Origin of the sequence: cyanobacterium endosymbiont of Braarudosphaera bigelowii, assembly GCF_020885515.1 — a bacterium.
GTDB lineage: Bacteria > Cyanobacteriota > Cyanobacteriia > Cyanobacteriales > Microcystaceae > Atelocyanobacterium > Atelocyanobacterium thalassa_A.
This window is the reverse complement of the sequence record NZ_AP024987.1, coordinates 1,002,581-1,020,000: the sequence shown is the minus strand read 5'-3', so window position 1 is coordinate 1,020,000 and position 17,420 is coordinate 1,002,581. Positions and strand designations below refer to the sequence as shown.

At 30.8% G+C, this 17,420-nt stretch carries 14 protein-coding genes; 4 read left to right on the top strand and 10 right to left on the bottom strand.

The features are described from left to right. The first annotated feature begins 29 nt into the window (after positions 1–29). Together LPC16_RS04275 and mutL are read left to right on the top strand one after the other, a co-directional pair. The gene (locus tag LPC16_RS04275; protein WP_040055039.1) at positions 30–770 is read left to right on the top strand and encodes a response regulator transcription factor; all 741 of its coding nucleotides are present in this window, start codon (positions 30–32) and stop codon (positions 768–770) included. Between the two features lie 146 nt (positions 771–916). After that, complete coding sequence (gene mutL, locus LPC16_RS04270) at positions 917–2,584, top strand: DNA mismatch repair endonuclease MutL (RefSeq protein ID WP_229636935.1); 1,668 nt, start codon at positions 917–919, stop codon at positions 2,582–2,584. A 108-nt stretch (positions 2,585–2,692) separates the two neighbouring features. Here the strand turns inward: mutL and LPC16_RS04265 are convergent, their stop codons facing one another. The 7 genes from LPC16_RS04265 to LPC16_RS04235 form a co-directional block, all read right to left on the bottom strand. After that, on the bottom strand, positions 2,693–3,730 hold the full coding sequence (locus LPC16_RS04265) for an agmatinase family protein (RefSeq protein ID WP_229636934.1): 1,038 nt from the start codon (positions 3,728–3,730) through the stop codon (positions 2,693–2,695). Next, the gene (speE, locus tag LPC16_RS04260) at positions 3,723–5,006 is read right to left on the bottom strand and encodes a polyamine aminopropyltransferase (protein ID WP_040055036.1); all 1,284 of its coding nucleotides are present in this window, start codon (positions 5,004–5,006) and stop codon (positions 3,723–3,725) included. The genes LPC16_RS04265 and speE overlap by 8 nt, the downstream gene beginning before the upstream one ends. Before the next feature lie 146 nt (positions 5,007–5,152). Beyond that, positions 5,153–7,045: a biosynthetic arginine decarboxylase gene (gene speA, locus LPC16_RS04255; RefSeq protein WP_229636933.1), complete on the bottom strand. Its 1,893-nt coding sequence runs from the start codon at positions 7,043–7,045 to the stop codon at positions 5,153–5,155. Positions 7,046–7,180: 135 nt separating this feature from the next. Then, positions 7,181–8,128 carry an RluA family pseudouridine synthase gene (locus tag LPC16_RS04250; protein ID WP_229636932.1) on the bottom strand — a complete coding sequence of 316 codons (948 nt, stop codon included), beginning with the start codon at positions 8,126–8,128 and terminating at the stop codon, positions 7,181–7,183. Between the two features lie 24 nt (positions 8,129–8,152). Then, positions 8,153–8,551, bottom strand: coding sequence for a preQ(1) synthase (queF, locus tag LPC16_RS04245; protein WP_040055033.1), 399 nt, complete (start codon positions 8,549–8,551; stop codon positions 8,153–8,155). A gap of 93 nt (positions 8,552–8,644) precedes the next feature. Further along, a complete protein-coding gene (nusB, locus tag LPC16_RS04240) occupies positions 8,645–9,304 on the bottom strand; it encodes a transcription antitermination factor NusB (RefSeq protein WP_229636931.1) in 660 nt (219 codons plus the stop codon). Then, on the bottom strand, positions 9,301–10,059 hold the full coding sequence (locus tag LPC16_RS04235) for a DUF502 domain-containing protein (RefSeq protein ID WP_040055031.1): 759 nt from the start codon (positions 10,057–10,059) through the stop codon (positions 9,301–9,303). Before LPC16_RS04235 ends, nusB begins: the two co-directional genes overlap by 4 nt. Positions 10,060–10,802: 743 nt before the next feature. On the opposite strand from LPC16_RS04235, the gene LPC16_RS04230 reads away from it, so the two are divergent. Together LPC16_RS04230 and lexA are read left to right on the top strand one after the other, a co-directional pair. Then, entirely contained in the window at positions 10,803–12,401 is a 1,599-nt protein-coding gene (locus LPC16_RS04230; protein WP_229636930.1) for a helix-turn-helix domain-containing protein, read from the top strand. A gap of 193 nt (positions 12,402–12,594) precedes the next feature. Then, complete coding sequence (gene lexA / locus LPC16_RS04225; RefSeq protein ID WP_040055029.1) at positions 12,595–13,197, top strand: transcriptional repressor LexA; 603 nt, start codon at positions 12,595–12,597, stop codon at positions 13,195–13,197. Positions 13,198–13,357: 160 nt separating this feature from the next. Here lexA and clpX read toward each other — a convergent pair whose 3' ends face one another. From clpX to aroB, 3 genes are all read right to left on the bottom strand, one after another. Continuing rightward, entirely contained in the window at positions 13,358–14,674 is a 1,317-nt protein-coding gene (gene clpX, locus LPC16_RS04220; protein ID WP_229636929.1) for an ATP-dependent protease ATP-binding subunit ClpX, read from the bottom strand. A gap of 52 nt (positions 14,675–14,726) precedes the next feature. Beyond that, positions 14,727–15,371: an ATP-dependent Clp endopeptidase proteolytic subunit ClpP gene (gene clpP / locus LPC16_RS04215; protein ID WP_040055028.1), complete on the bottom strand. Its 645-nt coding sequence runs from the start codon at positions 15,369–15,371 to the stop codon at positions 14,727–14,729. Positions 15,372–15,657: 286 nt separating this feature from the next. Next, positions 15,658–16,758, bottom strand: coding sequence for a 3-dehydroquinate synthase (gene aroB / locus LPC16_RS04210; RefSeq protein WP_229636928.1), 1,101 nt, complete (start codon positions 16,756–16,758; stop codon positions 15,658–15,660). Between the last annotated feature and the right edge of the window lie 662 nt (positions 16,759–17,420).

Here is a 17,420-nt window from a genome sequence, read left to right as displayed (position 1 = left end):
CGTTTACATTTAATTATTATTTTATTGAAATGCCTCGAATACTTGTAATTGAAGATGATGATGCCATCAGAGATCTGATCTCTACTAACTTAGAAATGGCAGGTTATGACATTAATCAAGCTCCGGATGGAATCAAGGGACAAGCTTTAGCTGTCCAATTACAACCAGATCTAATAATGTTAGATTTAATGCTACCAAAAGTAGATGGATTTACAGTTTGTCAAAGATTACGAAGAGATGAACGTACTGCCGATATTCCTGTTTTAATGCTATCAGCTTTGGGACAGACTAAAGATAAAGTAGAGGGTTTTAATGCTGGAGCTGATGACTATTTAACAAAACCTTTTGAATTAGCAGAAATGTTAGCAAGAGTCAGAGCACTCTTACGCAGAACAGATAGAATCCCTCAAGCAGCCAAGCATTCTGAAATTTTAAATTATGGACCACTAACCCTTATTCCCGAAAGATTTGAAGCAATTTGGTTTGAGCAAACCGTTAAATTAACTCACTTAGAATTTGAATTATTGCACTGCCTATTACAAAGGCATGGACAAACTGTTTCTCCGAGTGAAATTCTAAAGGAAGTATGGGGATATGATCCTGATGACGATATCGAGACTATACGTGTTCATATTCGCCACTTAAGAACAAAATTAGAACCGGATCCTAGACATCCTTGCTATATCAAAACAGTTTATGGAGCCGGTTACTGTCTTGAGCTACCTAGTTCTGAGCAACTACTTCAATCAAACGACTTAGCAGCTGTCTAAGTTCTCGTGAATAGTTGCTTATGTATAATTATGTTTTTTTAGTAAGGTTTATTTTTTAGAACATCCTAAATAATGTATATTTATTTGAAAGAATATTAGTACAGTGATCTTAGGTAATATAATTCCAGAAATGATATTTTCCCTTCATGTTGTATCCCATTCAGTGTCTTCCCCCTGAAATTGTAAATATAATAGCAGCAGGAGAAATTATAGATTCTCTAGCATCTGTAGTTCGAGAGCTAGTAGATAACTCTATTGACGCGAAATCAACTCGTATAAGTATCTCTTTAAATACTGAGCTTTGGCAAATTAGCGTTACTGATAATGGTATGGGAATGTCTTTACAGGATTTACGTAATTGTGCAAGAGCTCATCATACTAACAAAATTCGTAAACTAGATGATCTTTGTCATATCCATAGCTTAGGTTTCCGGGGAGAAGCTTTGTTTAGTGTTGCCAATGTAGGTCAATTAGCTATTAAGAGTCGCCACAATATAGAGAACAGTAAAGGATGGTGCATTACATATGATCTACAAGGACAACCTATTCACGAAAAAGTCATTGCCATTGCTTCAGGTACGACTATTACTATCTCTGATATATTTGGTAATATGCCTGTTCGTCGAAAAGGTTTGCCTAGTTTTAAAAAACAACTAAAAACAATACGAAATATTATTGAAAATGCATCTTTATGTTATCCACATGTTGTTTGGGATGCAAAGTTAAATGGTAAATCTTGGATTAATATTAGTCCAGGGAAAACTTCGCAACAAATCATACCTCAATTATTGAATCAGATTCACTATAATGATTTACGATTCACTGCTAATAAGGTACAAACTCCATCATGTAAGGATGGAAGTATTAATATTGTCATAGGATTGCCTGACAGATGTCACCGTAGCTCTTCTGATTGGATAAAAATAGGAATCAACGGACGAATTATTAAGTCTTATCAATTAGAAAAAACAGTAATTCGTTCTTTTGGCAGATGCTTACCAAAAGGACGTTTTCCCATTTGTTTTTTAGAACTATATGCACCATTTGAAGAAGTGGATTGGAACCGACATCCAATCAAATCTGAAGTTTATCTACATTTTATAGAATTTTGGGAAGAACAAATATTTGCAATTATTGAACAAAGTCTTAAGTTGTGTTTATCACCTTCTATTGTTTTAGAAAACAGTAAACAATTACATAAATTACTCAAATCTTCAGTAATACAAAACGAGCATAGTTGCAATAATGATATTAGTAGTACTAATAAATTAGATTTGCTACCTCTAAAAGCAGTTGGACAAGTTAATAAGACATATATTGTTGCAGAACATCCCAATGGCCTATGGTTAGTAGAGCAACATATTGCTCATGAAAGAATCTTATATGAAAAACTGCAAGATGAATGGAAACTAACGAAAATTGACAATCCTATAGTACTTAACTTATCAAATTATCAAGTTAAACAATTACAAGATCTTGGTTTAGAACTTGAAATATTTGGAGAACAAATGTGGGTAATTAGAACAATTCCACAATTACTCGTAGGGCAAGAAGATTACTCAGATATTTTATTAGAGTTAAGCTTAGGAAAAGATTTAGAATCAGCACAAGTCGCAACTGCTTGTAAAAGTGCCATTCGCAATGGAGTTTCCTTAGAATTACACAAAATGCAGGAAATTTTAGATGCTTGGAAAAATACTCGCAATCCAAGAACTTGTCCACATGGAAGGCCTATTTATCTATCCTTAGATGAATCAGTCCTATCAAATTTTTTCCGTCGTCATTGGGTTATTGGGAAAAGCCATGGAATATAATAAAAGATAGCTTGTTATATTTTTAAGTGTAATTTGCGTAATAAAGAAACTGCATTAATATATCAAAATATTTAGTAAATAATCAGTTATGTAGATTTCAATATCCTTTTAAAAACCTAATAAACAACATAATTTGTATACTACCCTGGCACCAACGTTTCCATCCCATTCGCCATCACCTATCTCAGAAACATCAAATCCAATTATTTTTCTATTGCTCTTGACTAGTTCTTTTAGTAAATAAAATACTGCTTCCAAATTTAATCCACCAGCTACAGGAGTCCCTGTATGAGGACATAATTTGGGATCTAGTCCATCTAAGTCAAAACTAATGTAAACTTGTTTAGGCAAGTCATTAATGATGGTTTGACATTGCTGATACCAACTTATCCCTCCATATTGAAGGTCTTTCAAATATGAATCATAATAAGTAATTATTCGGCTATTAGATGATTTAATAGTAAATTCTTCTTCATTACAAAAGTCTCGAATACCAACCTGAACTAATTTGATAACTTGAGGTATTTTTAGCACATTATTCATAATTGAAGCATGAGAATAATAAAATCCTTGATAATCTACTCTTAAGTCAGCATGTGCATCAATATGAAGAATTCCAAACTCGTTATTATATTCAGCTAAAGCTTGAATGTACCCAAGTGGAACACTATGATCGCCACCAATAATACCGACTTTTTTCCCTGCTTGAAGAACATTACCAGTGTTCCTCTTTACCCAATCTATCATTTGTTTACAGGCAAAATTAACGCTTGTTAATTCTTGTTGTAACTGTGAATTACTTCTGATGTCTATATCTTGTTCACTCGCTTCAATTATTTGTAAGGCTCTCTTTCTAAATTTTTGATTAAGTGTCAATAAAAATTTTGAAATTGGTGGCATAAAAATGCCTTGATTCCAACCACAGGGATTATCTGAATCATATAGGTCAAGTTGAGGAGAAGCTTCCAGTATTCTTAGTGGTCCTAGTACTGTGCCAGTTTTATAAGATACTGTTACTTCCCAAGGAATGCCGAAGATAATAATTCCAGCATTTTCATAAGTATAAGGTAATCCATATAAGTTACCATTTTCTATTCCAATGCTACTTGGATTAAAATCTAACAAACTCTTATTTTGATTATTCATCCAGCATATTTTGAACAAAAGTTGGTAAACAGAAAGCAGAATGATGAATGCCAGAATTATAATATTTTAACTCATGTTGCTTTGTAAAAATTTCCGCCTGTTCAGAATCAAAGCTATCTAATGGATGCATACTACCTTTTCTAGTGTATGCGAAACTCCACATTCCTGTAGGATATGTAGGAATAAAACTTAAATAAGAATGAACATTTTCTTTACCAAAAATGTCACTTAAGCAATGATTAATATCAACAAAAACTTTTTGATTAAAACAGGGAGACTCTGTATTAGCTGCCATAGCTCCATTAGGTTTTAAACAACGATAAATTTGTCGATAAAACTCATAACTAAACAATCCTTCAGCAGGACCAACAGGATCAGACGAATCTACTATTATTAGGTCATACTTTTCATCATCTGTATTGTGAATAAAAGTAATTCCATCTTCTATATGTAGATCAACTTTTTTATTATCAAGTTGACTAGATAAAGATGGTAAATATTGTTTTGAAGCTCTAATTATTGTTTCATCAATTTCTACTATAGTTATTTTTTCAATATGAGGATAACGCATTAATTCTCTTACACTACCACCATCTCCACCTCCGATAACTAATACATTAGAGAATGAAGGGTTGAGTAGCATAGGTACATGTATTATCATTTCGTGATAAGCATTTTCATCTTTTTCAGTACACATGACCATTTTGTCAATAGTCAACATTTTCCCATACTCAAAAGTATCAAAAATTTCTACAGTTTGATAAGGTGACTTTTCATAAAAAATATGTTCTCCTTTATGACGTATGGAAAGAGCAACATTTTCATTACGATCAGTAAGCCAGACACTTCTACTAACTTTTGGAATAACCAGCTTATTAGTAGTTTCATCGCGAAGTTCCCCTAAATCAATATCTATCCTTTCCAGTAGCTCTAGCTGTCCACGATTTAGCTCTAATGCAGAACCATAATCAGCTTTAAATAAAACTTTTAATCTATCAAAAGATATCCACGGATTTACAGTATCACCACAAGTGAATAAATCTACTGCCGCGTAACGATATTCTGGCCATGTATGAATAGCTAGATGACTTTCTTGAATAACAACTACTCCTGATACACCAAATGGAGAGAAGTGATGAAATGTCGAATTAATAACTGTTGCACCAGCTTCCTGAGCAGCTACTAACATACTAGATTCAATTACTGACACATTATTTAAAATTTCAGATGAGCATCCAAAAAATTCAACTAAAATATGACGTCCTAAAGAGTTCATTGCTAAGGCCTTCTAAGCATAGTTAATAAAAAGTTTAAAGTTATTGTTCCCATGAATTAATATATTCATGTAAACAATATAATCATTTAAAAAGTTTTATAAATATCTTTATGCAGTAAACATTACGATATGAATGTTATGAATCACTACTTAAGATAAGTATAATTATATAAAGCATCTTTATAATACTTTAAAAACAGCTGAGATTCTTTAAAAGTTATTTGGCGATTTTTAAAAGCGTTTTGAGTCTTCTTATGCATACTTTTAATCATATCTCGACTATTATACTCCAAATACTTTAATACTTCTGCCACTGAGTCTCCTTTAATAATAGATTCAATATGATATCCATCATTATCTAATTTGATATGCACTGCGTTAGTGTCTCCAAAAAGATTATGTAAACTACCTAAGATTTCTTGGTATGCTCCGCTTAAAAAAAAACCTAAATAATAAGGTTCATTCTTTTCCCAAGAATGTAGCTCGAGATGAGGTTTAACATTTTGATATCCAATAAATCGAGAAACCTTACCATCACTATCACAAGTTAAATCAGCAAGGGTTCCAAGTTCGGTTGGCTTTTCAGTTAAACGATGAATAGGCATTATTGGAAATAACTGATCAATAGACCAATTATCAGGAAGAGATTGAAAAACTGAAAAATTACAATAATAAGTTGACAATAAAAGTTGATGAAGATTATCTAGTTCGTCTACTTCGAGATCTACTTTTTGTAAAATCGTCTTTATTTTACGACAACATTTCCAAAATAGTTCTTCTGCTTTACCTCTTTCATATAAGCTTAAATATCCAAAAGAAAAGAGACTCTCTATTTCTCGTTTTAACTGCAAAACATCATGATATGCTTCTTGAAAATTGGTCTCATTAATAGAAATATATATTTCCAATATTTCCTGTACTAATGTATGACAATTATCTATTTCGGTAGTGTTATTGAATTCTTCAATTTTATCTACTCCTAAAACATTAACTATAAGAATAGATTGATGAGAAGCTACAGATCTCCCGCTTTCACTAACAATAATAGGAACTTTAATACTTTGGCTATCACAAGCTGTTTTAATAGCTGCAACAACGTCATTTGCATAATTTTGCATGCTATAGTTTTTAGATGCAGGGAAGTTGGTATTTGAACCATCATAATCAATTCCTAAGCCTCCTCCTACATCAAAATATTCCATAGGAGCTCCAAGTTTACATAAATTAATATAAATTTGGCTAGCTTCACTCAGTGCATCTTTTATGGTCGCAATAGCAGATATTTGAGAACCGATATGAAAGTGAAGTAATTTGAGCTTAGTAAGCATTCCAGACTTACTTAGTTGATCAAGTGCACGTATAATTTCCGTTACACTAAGACCAAATTTTGCTCTATCTCCTGCAGAGTTGGCCCAGCGACTATCTCCCTTCGCACTTAATTTTGCACGAATTCCTAAATTAGGTTTAATACCGTGTTCTAGAACAACATCAGCTACTAAATATATTTCACTCAATTGTTCGATAACTATTAGAATGTTGTAGCCTAAATGATAAGCTATAACAGCTGTCTCAACATATTTTTTATCTTTATATCCGTTACAAATAAGAAGAGAATTAGAATTTTTTAGTTGTGCCAAAGCAATAAGCAGTTCTGGTTTAGATCCTACTTCCAGCCCATACTTATATTTATAGCCATAATTAACAACTGATTCAACTATATGGCGCTGTTGATTTACCTTAATAGGGAAAACACCTTGGTATGATCCATCATAATTATATCTAGCCATTGCTTTGCTAAAGCAATGGTTAAGTTGCTCAATTCTGTCTTCTATTATATCTGGAAAATGAACTAGTAAAGGTAAATTAAAATTTCTTTTCTCTAAGTTTTGAACCAATTTGAAAAGATTTAAAGCCTTATCTTTGTTATTTTGAGGAGAAACTACTATGTGCCCTACATTATTAATATTGAAATAAGGCTTTCCCCATCTTTTTAATCCATATAATTCTTCACTGTCATGTATAGACCAATTAGATTTCACGCAAGATTTCTCTAATAAATAAACTTCTCATAAATTAATATATAATTTTTTTTAAGATCATACATTAACTTAATATTTATATTTCTTAATTTTAGCAGCAAAAAATTGATTAACTTAAATAAATAATATAGTCAATTAATTATTTTTTTGTCGTAGGCTTTTTAATAATTTTGTAAATTCAAGTGGAAGAGAGGCAGTTACTTCAAATCTATTTAAATTAATTGGGTGTACTAGACTTAATTTATGAGCATGCAATACTTGACCTGATAAATTTATATTGAAGGAACGATTTGAACTATATAGTGGATCGCCTAAAACAGGACAACCTAAAAAACTACTATGGACTCTTATTTGATGAGTTCTACCAGTTTCTAAATTAAACTTAACTAGACTATAGTTACCTAACCTTTCCAAGATTTTCCAGTACGTAACTGCCTTACGCCCATTCTTATCAATTGGTATGATTGCCATCTTTTTTCTATCTACTGGGTGACGACCAATAGGTAAGTTAATTACACCTTTATCAATTTTATAACTATTATTTTCCTTATTTTTTAGAACACCATGTACCACAGCTATATATTGTCTTTTGATTGTTCTGTCCCTAATCTGCTTTTGTAAATGTTGATGTACAAAGGCTGTCTTCGCTACTACAATTGTCCCTGTTGTATCCTTGTCTAAGCGGTGAACTATACCTGGCCTGTGGAATTCTCCAACATCAGATAAATATGAACAATGATGTAATAAAGCATGAACAAGAGTTCCTTCTGTATGTCCAGGAGAAGGATGTACAACCATACCAGCTACTTTATTAATAACAATTAAATATTCATCTTCATATAAAATATCAAGTGGAATTGCTTCTGGCATTAATTCTAGTTTTTTAGGCGATGGCAAATAAATTTGTAGACAATCACCTAGGAATACTTGCTCTTTTTTGGTTTTACATATTTCATTATTTACAATAACATTTCCCGTTTTGATAAGTTTTTGAATACGAGCACGCGAAATATTAAGAATATGATTTGATAACCAAAGATCAATTCGATCACCTTTATCCTTTACGATTAGTTTTAGAGTCATAACTAGCTTATTACAATAGCTTAATTATTTTTTATAGCAAACCTCAATTATTGTATGTACATTTCCTCTTGGATTAAAATTACCTTTTAAATTTGCTTCCAACGGTTCACATGCTTCTACAAAATCATCTAATATTTGGTTAATTGATTCTTCATGAGAAATATATTTATCACGAAAACCATTTATATAAAGTTTCAAGGCTTTAAGTTCTAAAATCTTTTGATTAGGAACATAATTAAGCTCAAGAGTAGCGAAATCGGGATGTCCTGAAAAAGGACATTTACAAGTAAACTCAGGTAAAGTTATTAATATATTATAGATTCTACCTATCCGAGGATTAGGAAATGTAATTAATTCTCCCTCTAAAATATTACGTTCTCCGTACTTTATTTTTGAGGAATCAGCATTTGAAATTTCATTCATAAGGTAAATTATTTATAGTATGGTAAATAATATTAAGTTAATTTGTTTAGATATTAAAGAAACTAAGAAAAAAAGATAAAGTTCAAGAAAATTTTAAACTTCTTTAAAAAAAACATTGCTTTTTCTTTCCTCTTTTATATACTCTACAAATCTTCGAAGAACTCCATTTATAAAACGATAACCGTCATCATCAGAATAACGTTTTGCCAATTCAACAGCTTCATTGATAGCAACTTTTTCAGGAATATTAAGAAGTAAAATCTCTGCAACTGCAATACGTAGGATATCTTGATCTATTCTTGCCAATCTTCTTAACTGCCAATCTTTCAGAACTATTTCTAACTGATTATCAAGATCTTTTTTCTTTTTACATATAGCATGAATAATTTCAATAGTGTACTGTTGTACATCATGTTGACCGGCTAATTGAATTATTTCAGGAAATTCTATTGCTCCTGCCAGACAATTAACTGCACCTTGGGTCAGTTCTAGAGCTTCTGAAAGCATAGTTTTTGCACTTTCAAGATTACTAGAGCGTGTCTCATATTTAAACAATTGATTGTGTCCCCTTATTATCTCTGCCGAAGCAGTTTCTAACGTATCTTTCACTTCGTTAGTAAGAACACGGATGGCAGCTAAGACAAGATTTTCGATTTGAAGTTGCTCAATTTTTTCTGGAGTCCCTTTAACTTGACTCATACTTAATAAAGCTAATTCACGAGCGATTCGACGAGGTTGCTGACGAGAAATCATAATTGATTATCAACATTTTTTAAAGTGGGTATATCTTTATCAGTAACTAAAGAACTGCCTCTAATTCCTGAATTAGAAATATCAGGATTAGTTGGTACATTATCTTCTTCTGATACTGAATAACTAGAAATATCAGGACTAACGATACCTCCAGAAATTAAAACCTTAAAAGCATCTTCAATAGAAACAGGTAAATTAATGACATCGTCCTCAGCAATAATAGAGTACCATCCAGAAGTAGGATTAGGAGTCGTAGGAATAAATACGCTTAACATAGGCTTTTCCAAATAGGCTTGTAGAGGAGGACTTAGAGTTCCGGTTACGAAACCTAAACTCCAAATTCCGCGTCGAGGATACTCTACCATAACAACACGTCTAAATTTACTTTTAGAATCTTTAAAAAGAGTTTCTAGAATTTGTTTTAAAGTTTTATAAACTGCTCCAGCTAGGGGAATAGATTGTAAAATCCGCTCGCCAAAGTCTAACAACCACTTACCAGCTATATTACGAGCCATTAAGCCTATAATTGATATGCAAACAATTGGAACAGCAAATCCAACACTCAAATTAAGACAGTAGCTTAAGATAGGATTAAGTCCGTCAAAAGGATTTAATTGTTTAGGAATTTGAGTTAAAAAGTTAATAACCCAACTAGCGATAGTAATAGTTAGCCAAATAGTAGTTGCTAAAGGAATAACAACTAAGAGACCAGCGATAAAATCATTTTTTAAATCTTGTTGAAAGTGCTGCAGCACAGATTAACAACGCTCCATTTTAAAAAACTAATAGTTAATGACGCAAAGCCCTTAACAGAAACAGATAGTTTTCATTCTATACTATTCTCATTCTACCTTTCTATTTTTAGAATTTAGTCTTATTACTTTTTAAACAACTAATAGTAATATTGTAAATATTAAAAATAAATATTTATAATATAAAAATTTTCTATAAATTAATGACAGAAAAGAATTCTATCTATCTTGTTGCATGAGTCAAGAAATAAAAACTATCTAATTACTTTTAAATCTAACAAATTATAGAATTAGAAATAATTACTTCTTACTTGTTCAATACACTACTATAGTGATAAATTATTTGACATTATACTCGCTTAGATTTCTTATATTCTTAAACTAAGAAGCATTGCTTTTTTATTTTCTTAAATTATTAGACTCAATTTGACACTTCAAGAAAATAGACAAAGAAGTATACTAGAATAAGAATACGACTTAAATAAAGTGTTTATACTAAAAAGTAGTTTTAACTCATATCAAATATTGTATAAATCGTATCTAACAGTAGCAGATCAAATGTGATTAAACTATCTTCAAATCTTTCTTCAATAGTTTTCTAATTTATATCATTTGAAGATAAAGACTTTAAAATGAAGGATAAGAAATAAGATTATTTATAAATAGTTTACTGTATAAATAATCTTATATAAAGTGTAGTAACTACAATAATCACCTTAACTCAATTCATTACTCTTCACAAAACTATGCCTTATACAATTTCTAAAAGTTGTTCTAGCTGTGATAGTTGTCGAGTTGATTGTCCTACTAATGCCATTCAATTAAATAATGGCAGTTACTGGATTGATCAAAAGCTATGTAATAATTGTCGAGGTTACTATACTGAACCTCAATGTATTGTTCAATGTCCTATCAGTAGTCCAATCCCTATTCATTCGAAAAAAGGTAGATATAAAAATATAACTAGAGATATTACATCTCCTGAGCTATTTGTTAATAGAAAAAATACTCCTTTTGCTTCATCTATGATAATTTGGGAAGCTTGTAATGTCTTAACTCAAGCCCCAGTTTTGAACTGGGAGAAAGATATAGAAGGGAATCTTTACTATAAACGTTTTGTTAAACAAGGAGAAGGAACAATATTGTTCCGGTTAAACAATGTCTTAGATTCTCGACCTTCTGGTTTGGTGAGGTATTTGACCGACTCAAATAAGCTAGATTTAATAGATATTAGATCCGCTTGCTTACATCTTTTATTTTCTGCTTATGCAACTACTTTAGAAAAACCTTGGGAACAAAAATTCGTAATAAATGACCAGCAAATCGAACAATATCTAGGGTTAGATAAACGTAAAGATATTAACAAAACAACAAAATTAACTTTAATTAAATTATTACTACAACAAACTTGTCAACTGTTAGCAATTATTAACTGGCCACAACAGGGAAAAGTTAAAAGCTTTACAATACCAGAAGGACCCCTATGGCATTTATTAGATATTCAACATTATTTTCATGAAGATGATTTTGGTTGCCAGCATCTAATTGGTTTGACATTTACACTAAAAGCTGGGATATGGTCAAAATATTTTTTAAATAAACAAGGTTATAGTAACAGAATCGCATTTTACCAGTATGGTTCTTTACCTCAGTTCATATTAAGTACTGTCATGAGTATTTGGCAACAACACCCTGGAGCAGTAAGGATCTTATTGTGGCTACTTTTCAAGAGTAAAATGGGTAGAAAACAATGTGTTACTGTTCCTACTTTGATGAAAGTTGCTTATGGTCAAGATAGAGTTACTCAAGCAGATATTAAACGGAATCAAAGAAAAAAAATATTAAGAACCTTTGAAGGTGATTTAGAAGTTCTTAATCATTATGGAGTTAAAGCAGTTTTTGATCCTATTTCTTATCCAGAGAATATACAACCTTTGTGGGTTAGAGTATTAAAGCTACCAGATGATGCCGAAGAAGCATTAAATTTTTGGATTAATGATGGTTCTCAAGAACATCGCTTGACAGATTCTGGGCCAAGAGGAAAATGGAATTGGCTTATGAAAGCAAGAATCTTGAACTTTGAGCTTCCGCAAGAATGGGAAGAAGAATTGATAAAGTTTGAACGAAAAAAACAACAGAAAAATAGTCAAAAAAACCGTGTAAAGAAACCTTCTCAATTATCTGCAGAAAAGATTTTACATGCAAGAAAAAGTAAAGGATTAAGCCAAAGAGCATTAGCTAAACAAATAGGTAAGAGTCAAAGTTGGGTTAGAGACTTAGAAAACGGACGTTGTTCTGCCAAAGCTGAAGATCGTGAAAATCTTCAAAGTGTTTTAGAGTTATGATAATTTTATTACTTAATCCATTGCAATACAATCACAAGATATCATGTGGCACATAAAAAGCAGATTAATATTCAGAATATCTGTTTTTAACATTATCTTTAAAGTATCTAAATAAAGAGTTATTAAAAATTATTGTGTTATGCATCTTTAGTGATCCATAATAGTATATATGTTCTAAGATTAGTTAGAGCCCATGGAACTTTTAACTTCTGCTCAGCAAGAATTATACGATTGGCTAGTTCAGTACATTAATGAGAATCAATATGCTCCTTCTATTCGTCAAATGATGATAGCTATGAATCTTCGATCACCAGCCCCGGTTCAAAGTCGATTGGAACGTCTAAGGAATAAGGGTTATATTACTTGGACTGAAGGAAAAGCTCGCACTATTAGAATCTTAAATTCTGAGCCAAAAGGTATTCCCATCATAGGTACGATTGAGGCAGATGGAATTATAAAATTATTCGATGGTATAAAGTATCGAGTAGATTTTTGCTATTTATCATATGTTGAAAATGCTTGGGGACTAGTTGTATCAGATAAAATCACAAACAATGATTCGATAATAGCTAATGATATAGCTATTATGCGTCCTTTTGAAGAAAATGAAATTTTAAAAAAGGATCAAGTTATAGCAGCTAAAATAGAAAAGCATGAAATAATTTTAAAACGATATAGTAGATGGGGTAATATGGCTATGTTAAAATCTATAAATTCAGATTATCAGCTTTTGAAGATAGAGCCAAATCAGTTGAAAATTGAAGGAGTATTAATAGGTATCTGGAAAAAGCTCTAATAAAGGTTAGAAGTTAATAATCTTTTTAGTTTATTCGAGAAGATCTTAATTCAAAAATTAATTTTAAGAAAATATATTATTACTTGTCTAGTAGATTAATACTTAATTTTTCAATTAAAATTTTATCTTTCAACATTTATTAATTAATTTGATTCATAATTTATGGTGAGGGAGAGTGTATCAATAATTCTGCAGTTGATCTTTTTTGTACCATTTCTTTTGTAATTATAAATTTCTCTATATCTTTATGTGATGGTAGCTCATACATAATATCTAACATCAACTCTTCAAGTATACTACGTAATGCTCTTGCCCCTGTACTTCTTCTATAGGCTTCTTGTGCGATCTCTTTAATTGCCTCTTCGCTAAATTCTAACCTTATATTGTCCATATTCAGTAATTTTTGATATTGCTTAACTAGGGCATTTCTTGGCTTAGTTAAAATAGTAGAGAGGGTTTCTTCAGTCAATGTATTAAGAGCTGCTACAATTGGAAGTCTACCTACAAATTCTGGTATCATACCGAATTTTGTCAAGTCATCTGGTTCGACTTGGTCCATTAAGTTTGTTATTTCTTGATTGAGGGGTGAGTCTTTTGAGTGAATAAATCCGAGTGATTTTTTATTCATTCTTCTCTCAATAATTCCACTTAAGCTAACAAACGCACCACCACAAATAAATAAAATATTTTTAGTATCAATTTGAATATAATCCTGGTATGGGTGTTTTCTGCCACCATTAGGTGGTACATTCGCAACTGTACCTTCTAGCATTTTTAGTAAAGCTTGTTGAACACCTTCCCCAGAAACATCGCGTGTAATAGAAAGATTTTCACTTTTACATGCAATTTTATCAATTTCATCTATGTAGATTATCCCTCTTTGGGCTTTATTTATATCAAGATCAGCAACCTGTAATAATCGCAGTAAAATATTTTCCACATCTTCTCCAACATAACCTGCCTCTGTTAGGCTAGTTGCATCAGCAATAGCGAAAGGGACTTCTAAGATTTTTGCTAATGTTTGAGCAAGTAAAGTTTTACCCGATCCCGTTGGACCTATTAGTAATATATTAGATTTTTGTAACTCAATAATATCATCTTCAACTTGTTTATCTTTTTCTTGAAGAAAATTTAAACGTTTATAGTGATTGTATACGGCAACTGAAAGAACTTTCTTAGCCTCATCTTGTCCAATAACATATTCATCGAGATAACTTTTAACCTCCATAGGTTTTAAAATATTTTTGAATGATGAACTTCTTTTTCCAGAATGCTGTTCATCATAAGTTCTTTTCTGCTGTGATGAAACTGCCGATTTAGTATCAGATTGACCTATAGGTTCCTCATCCAAAATTTCATTGCAGAGCTCTACACATTCATTGCAAATGTAAACTCCCGGCCCTGCAATAAGTTTGCGTACTTGTTCCTGAGATTTTCCACAAAATGAACACTTTAAGTGGGAGTCATATTTAGACATAGGATATTGAATTAGTAAATAATACTGCAAAAAAACAGATCAAACGTCTAATCTAAGAAATTACTTTATCAATCAAACCATATTCTACTGCTTCTTTTGATGACATAAAAAAGTCTCTTTCTGTATCTTCAGCTATTGTATCGAAAGGTTTACCGGTATGTTCAGCTAGCATATTATTAAGCCTTTTCTTGATATACAAGATTTCTTGGGCTTGAATTGCAATATCAACAGCTTGCCCCTGTGCTCCACCAAGAGGTTGATGTATCATTATACGAGAACTGGGTAGAGCCATACGTTTACCCTTTGTTCCTCCTGACAATAAAAAGGCCCCCATACTAGCGGCTAAGCCAAAACAAATAGTAACGATATCAGGACGAATTTGTTTCATGGTGTCATATATAGCCAATCCTGCATATACTGAACCACCTGGAGAGTTGATATAAAGTTGAATATCTTTTTCGGGATCTTCTGAATCTAAAAATAAGAGCTGTGCAACAATAGAATTGGCTATTTGATCATCTACAGGAGTCCCTAAGAATATAATACGTTCTCGCAGAAGTCTTGAGTAAATATCAAAAGCTCTTTCCCCCATACCAGACTGCTCCACGACCATAGGGACTATATTTTCCATCTTTGCGTAATATTTATGAAAATTTTTGCTGAAAATATTATGGTTTGATACTTGCGGTTGAATCATAGTCTTTAATATTATGGTCAAAAATGTATTTAGGAAATATATGCTATCAAGTCATTTCTCTATTTAGCTTCTAAAAATAATTGATCAGAAGATAATCAATGAAGCCTAACTTTATTATATGTCCTATCTTAAGATTTTACTCTCTTTTGGTTAATAACTCTTGTAAAATATAAATATATTCTAATCTTAGAAAAGTAAAAAATAATGAGATATTTTTTAACTTAATTTTTATATTATTAATAATTAGAAATTAATTGAATTAACTTCTTAAATCTATAGTATACATTTAAAATGTATACATAGATTTAAGAGCATTAATAATTGTTTCTGATGGAATATTATCGTAAACCTTAACTTCCCCTATATTTTTAGGTAAGATAAATCTAACCTTCTCAGATTTAACTTTCTTGTCTAATGTTAGACTTTCTAGAATATCCTTTATTTTCAATGAATCAGGTATTTTCGTTGGTAATGACATCTTCTGAAGTAGTTTTTCTTGACGTAATCGTAAATCGTCTCTCCATATCCCTAAAAATGAAGCTATCCTTCCTGCTGCTATCATACCTATAGAAACAGCTTCCCCATGGTTAACAGTATTATATTTGCTTAGACTTTCTATTGCATGACCTATCGTATGACCATAATTTAAAATTGTTCTTATTCCTTGTTCGTTCTCATCTTGATTGACTATATTAATTTTAGTTAAACAAGATTTAACAATTACTTTTTGAAGTGTTTCTAAATCACAAGTATTTAAGTCATTTAAAGTGTCTGCATATTCTAGCTGAATAAATAGTTCCCTATTCCAAATTAAACCATATTTAACTATTTCTGCCATTCCTGCTCTTAATTCTCTTATCGGCAAAGTTCTTAATACTACGGGATCAATAAATACTAGATGAGGATGATAAAAAGAGCCAACTAAATTCTTTCTTTGAGAATAATTAACTCCTGTCTTTCCACCGATAGATGCATCTACCATAGCTAATAATGAAGTTGGAACTTGTACAAAATTAATTCCCCTAAGCCAAGTTGCTGCTACATAACCTGTCATATCCCCAATCATCCCACCACCTAGTGCAAGTAGTGTTGATGAGCGTTCTAGCTTATAGTTTAAAACACTAGTATAAATCTTATTAATGTAGTCTAGTGTCTTATTACATTCTCCTGAAGGAATTAAGTAAAAAAAAACTTTAAAATTTTCTCTTTTCAATGAGGAAATAATAATTTGACCGTAATTAGCAAAAATTACTGGACTGGAAATAATAAGAATTTTTCTACTAATATTTAACAATTTTAGATATTTTCCTATACTAGTCAAAATATTAGGAGAAATTACTACGTTATAAGTTGAGACAGATAAATTAACTGAAATAAGAGGAGACATGACTAATAGGTTATGGCTAAATCTATATAAATAAGTTGAACATTTGAGCAAGATAAATATTCAACACTTTGGTTCTTTACTCTAGAATATAAAAATTTAAAACTTTTGATAACACAACAGCTAAAACAAAAGTTTTGAATTATCATCAACAAGATTTATCTTTGAAATTATAATACTATTAATTATAAATTATATGATAATAACAGCAAAATATTTTTACTTAAACTTTATCTATAGAAATTTAATTGTTGATATAAGAGAGTTGTTAGTAATAAACATTCACTAATGTTTTACAAAGTATTATTTTTCACATATATCCTGTTTTAATAAATTTGATTCTGAATAAACAAAGCAATTGAGTCATTCGAAGTTTTTTAAGTTTTTCATAAAGGTAAATATTTTTGATTAATTTTTTAATTAATAAGAAATAAACAGTAATTTTAGAGAAAATATAGAATTAATGTATAGTATTTAATTGAAAATTAGATAGACTTTAGTTGATTTTTTTAAACTGTTTTACAAAGTATAATATTAAGATCTTTAAAAGAAAAATATTTGCTAATAATTTTCTTGAAATAATTCACCTTCATTAAAGATAATTAAAATTATATAAATTTATAATAACTATTAATAATATTTCTCAATAGTGTTACAATATCCGG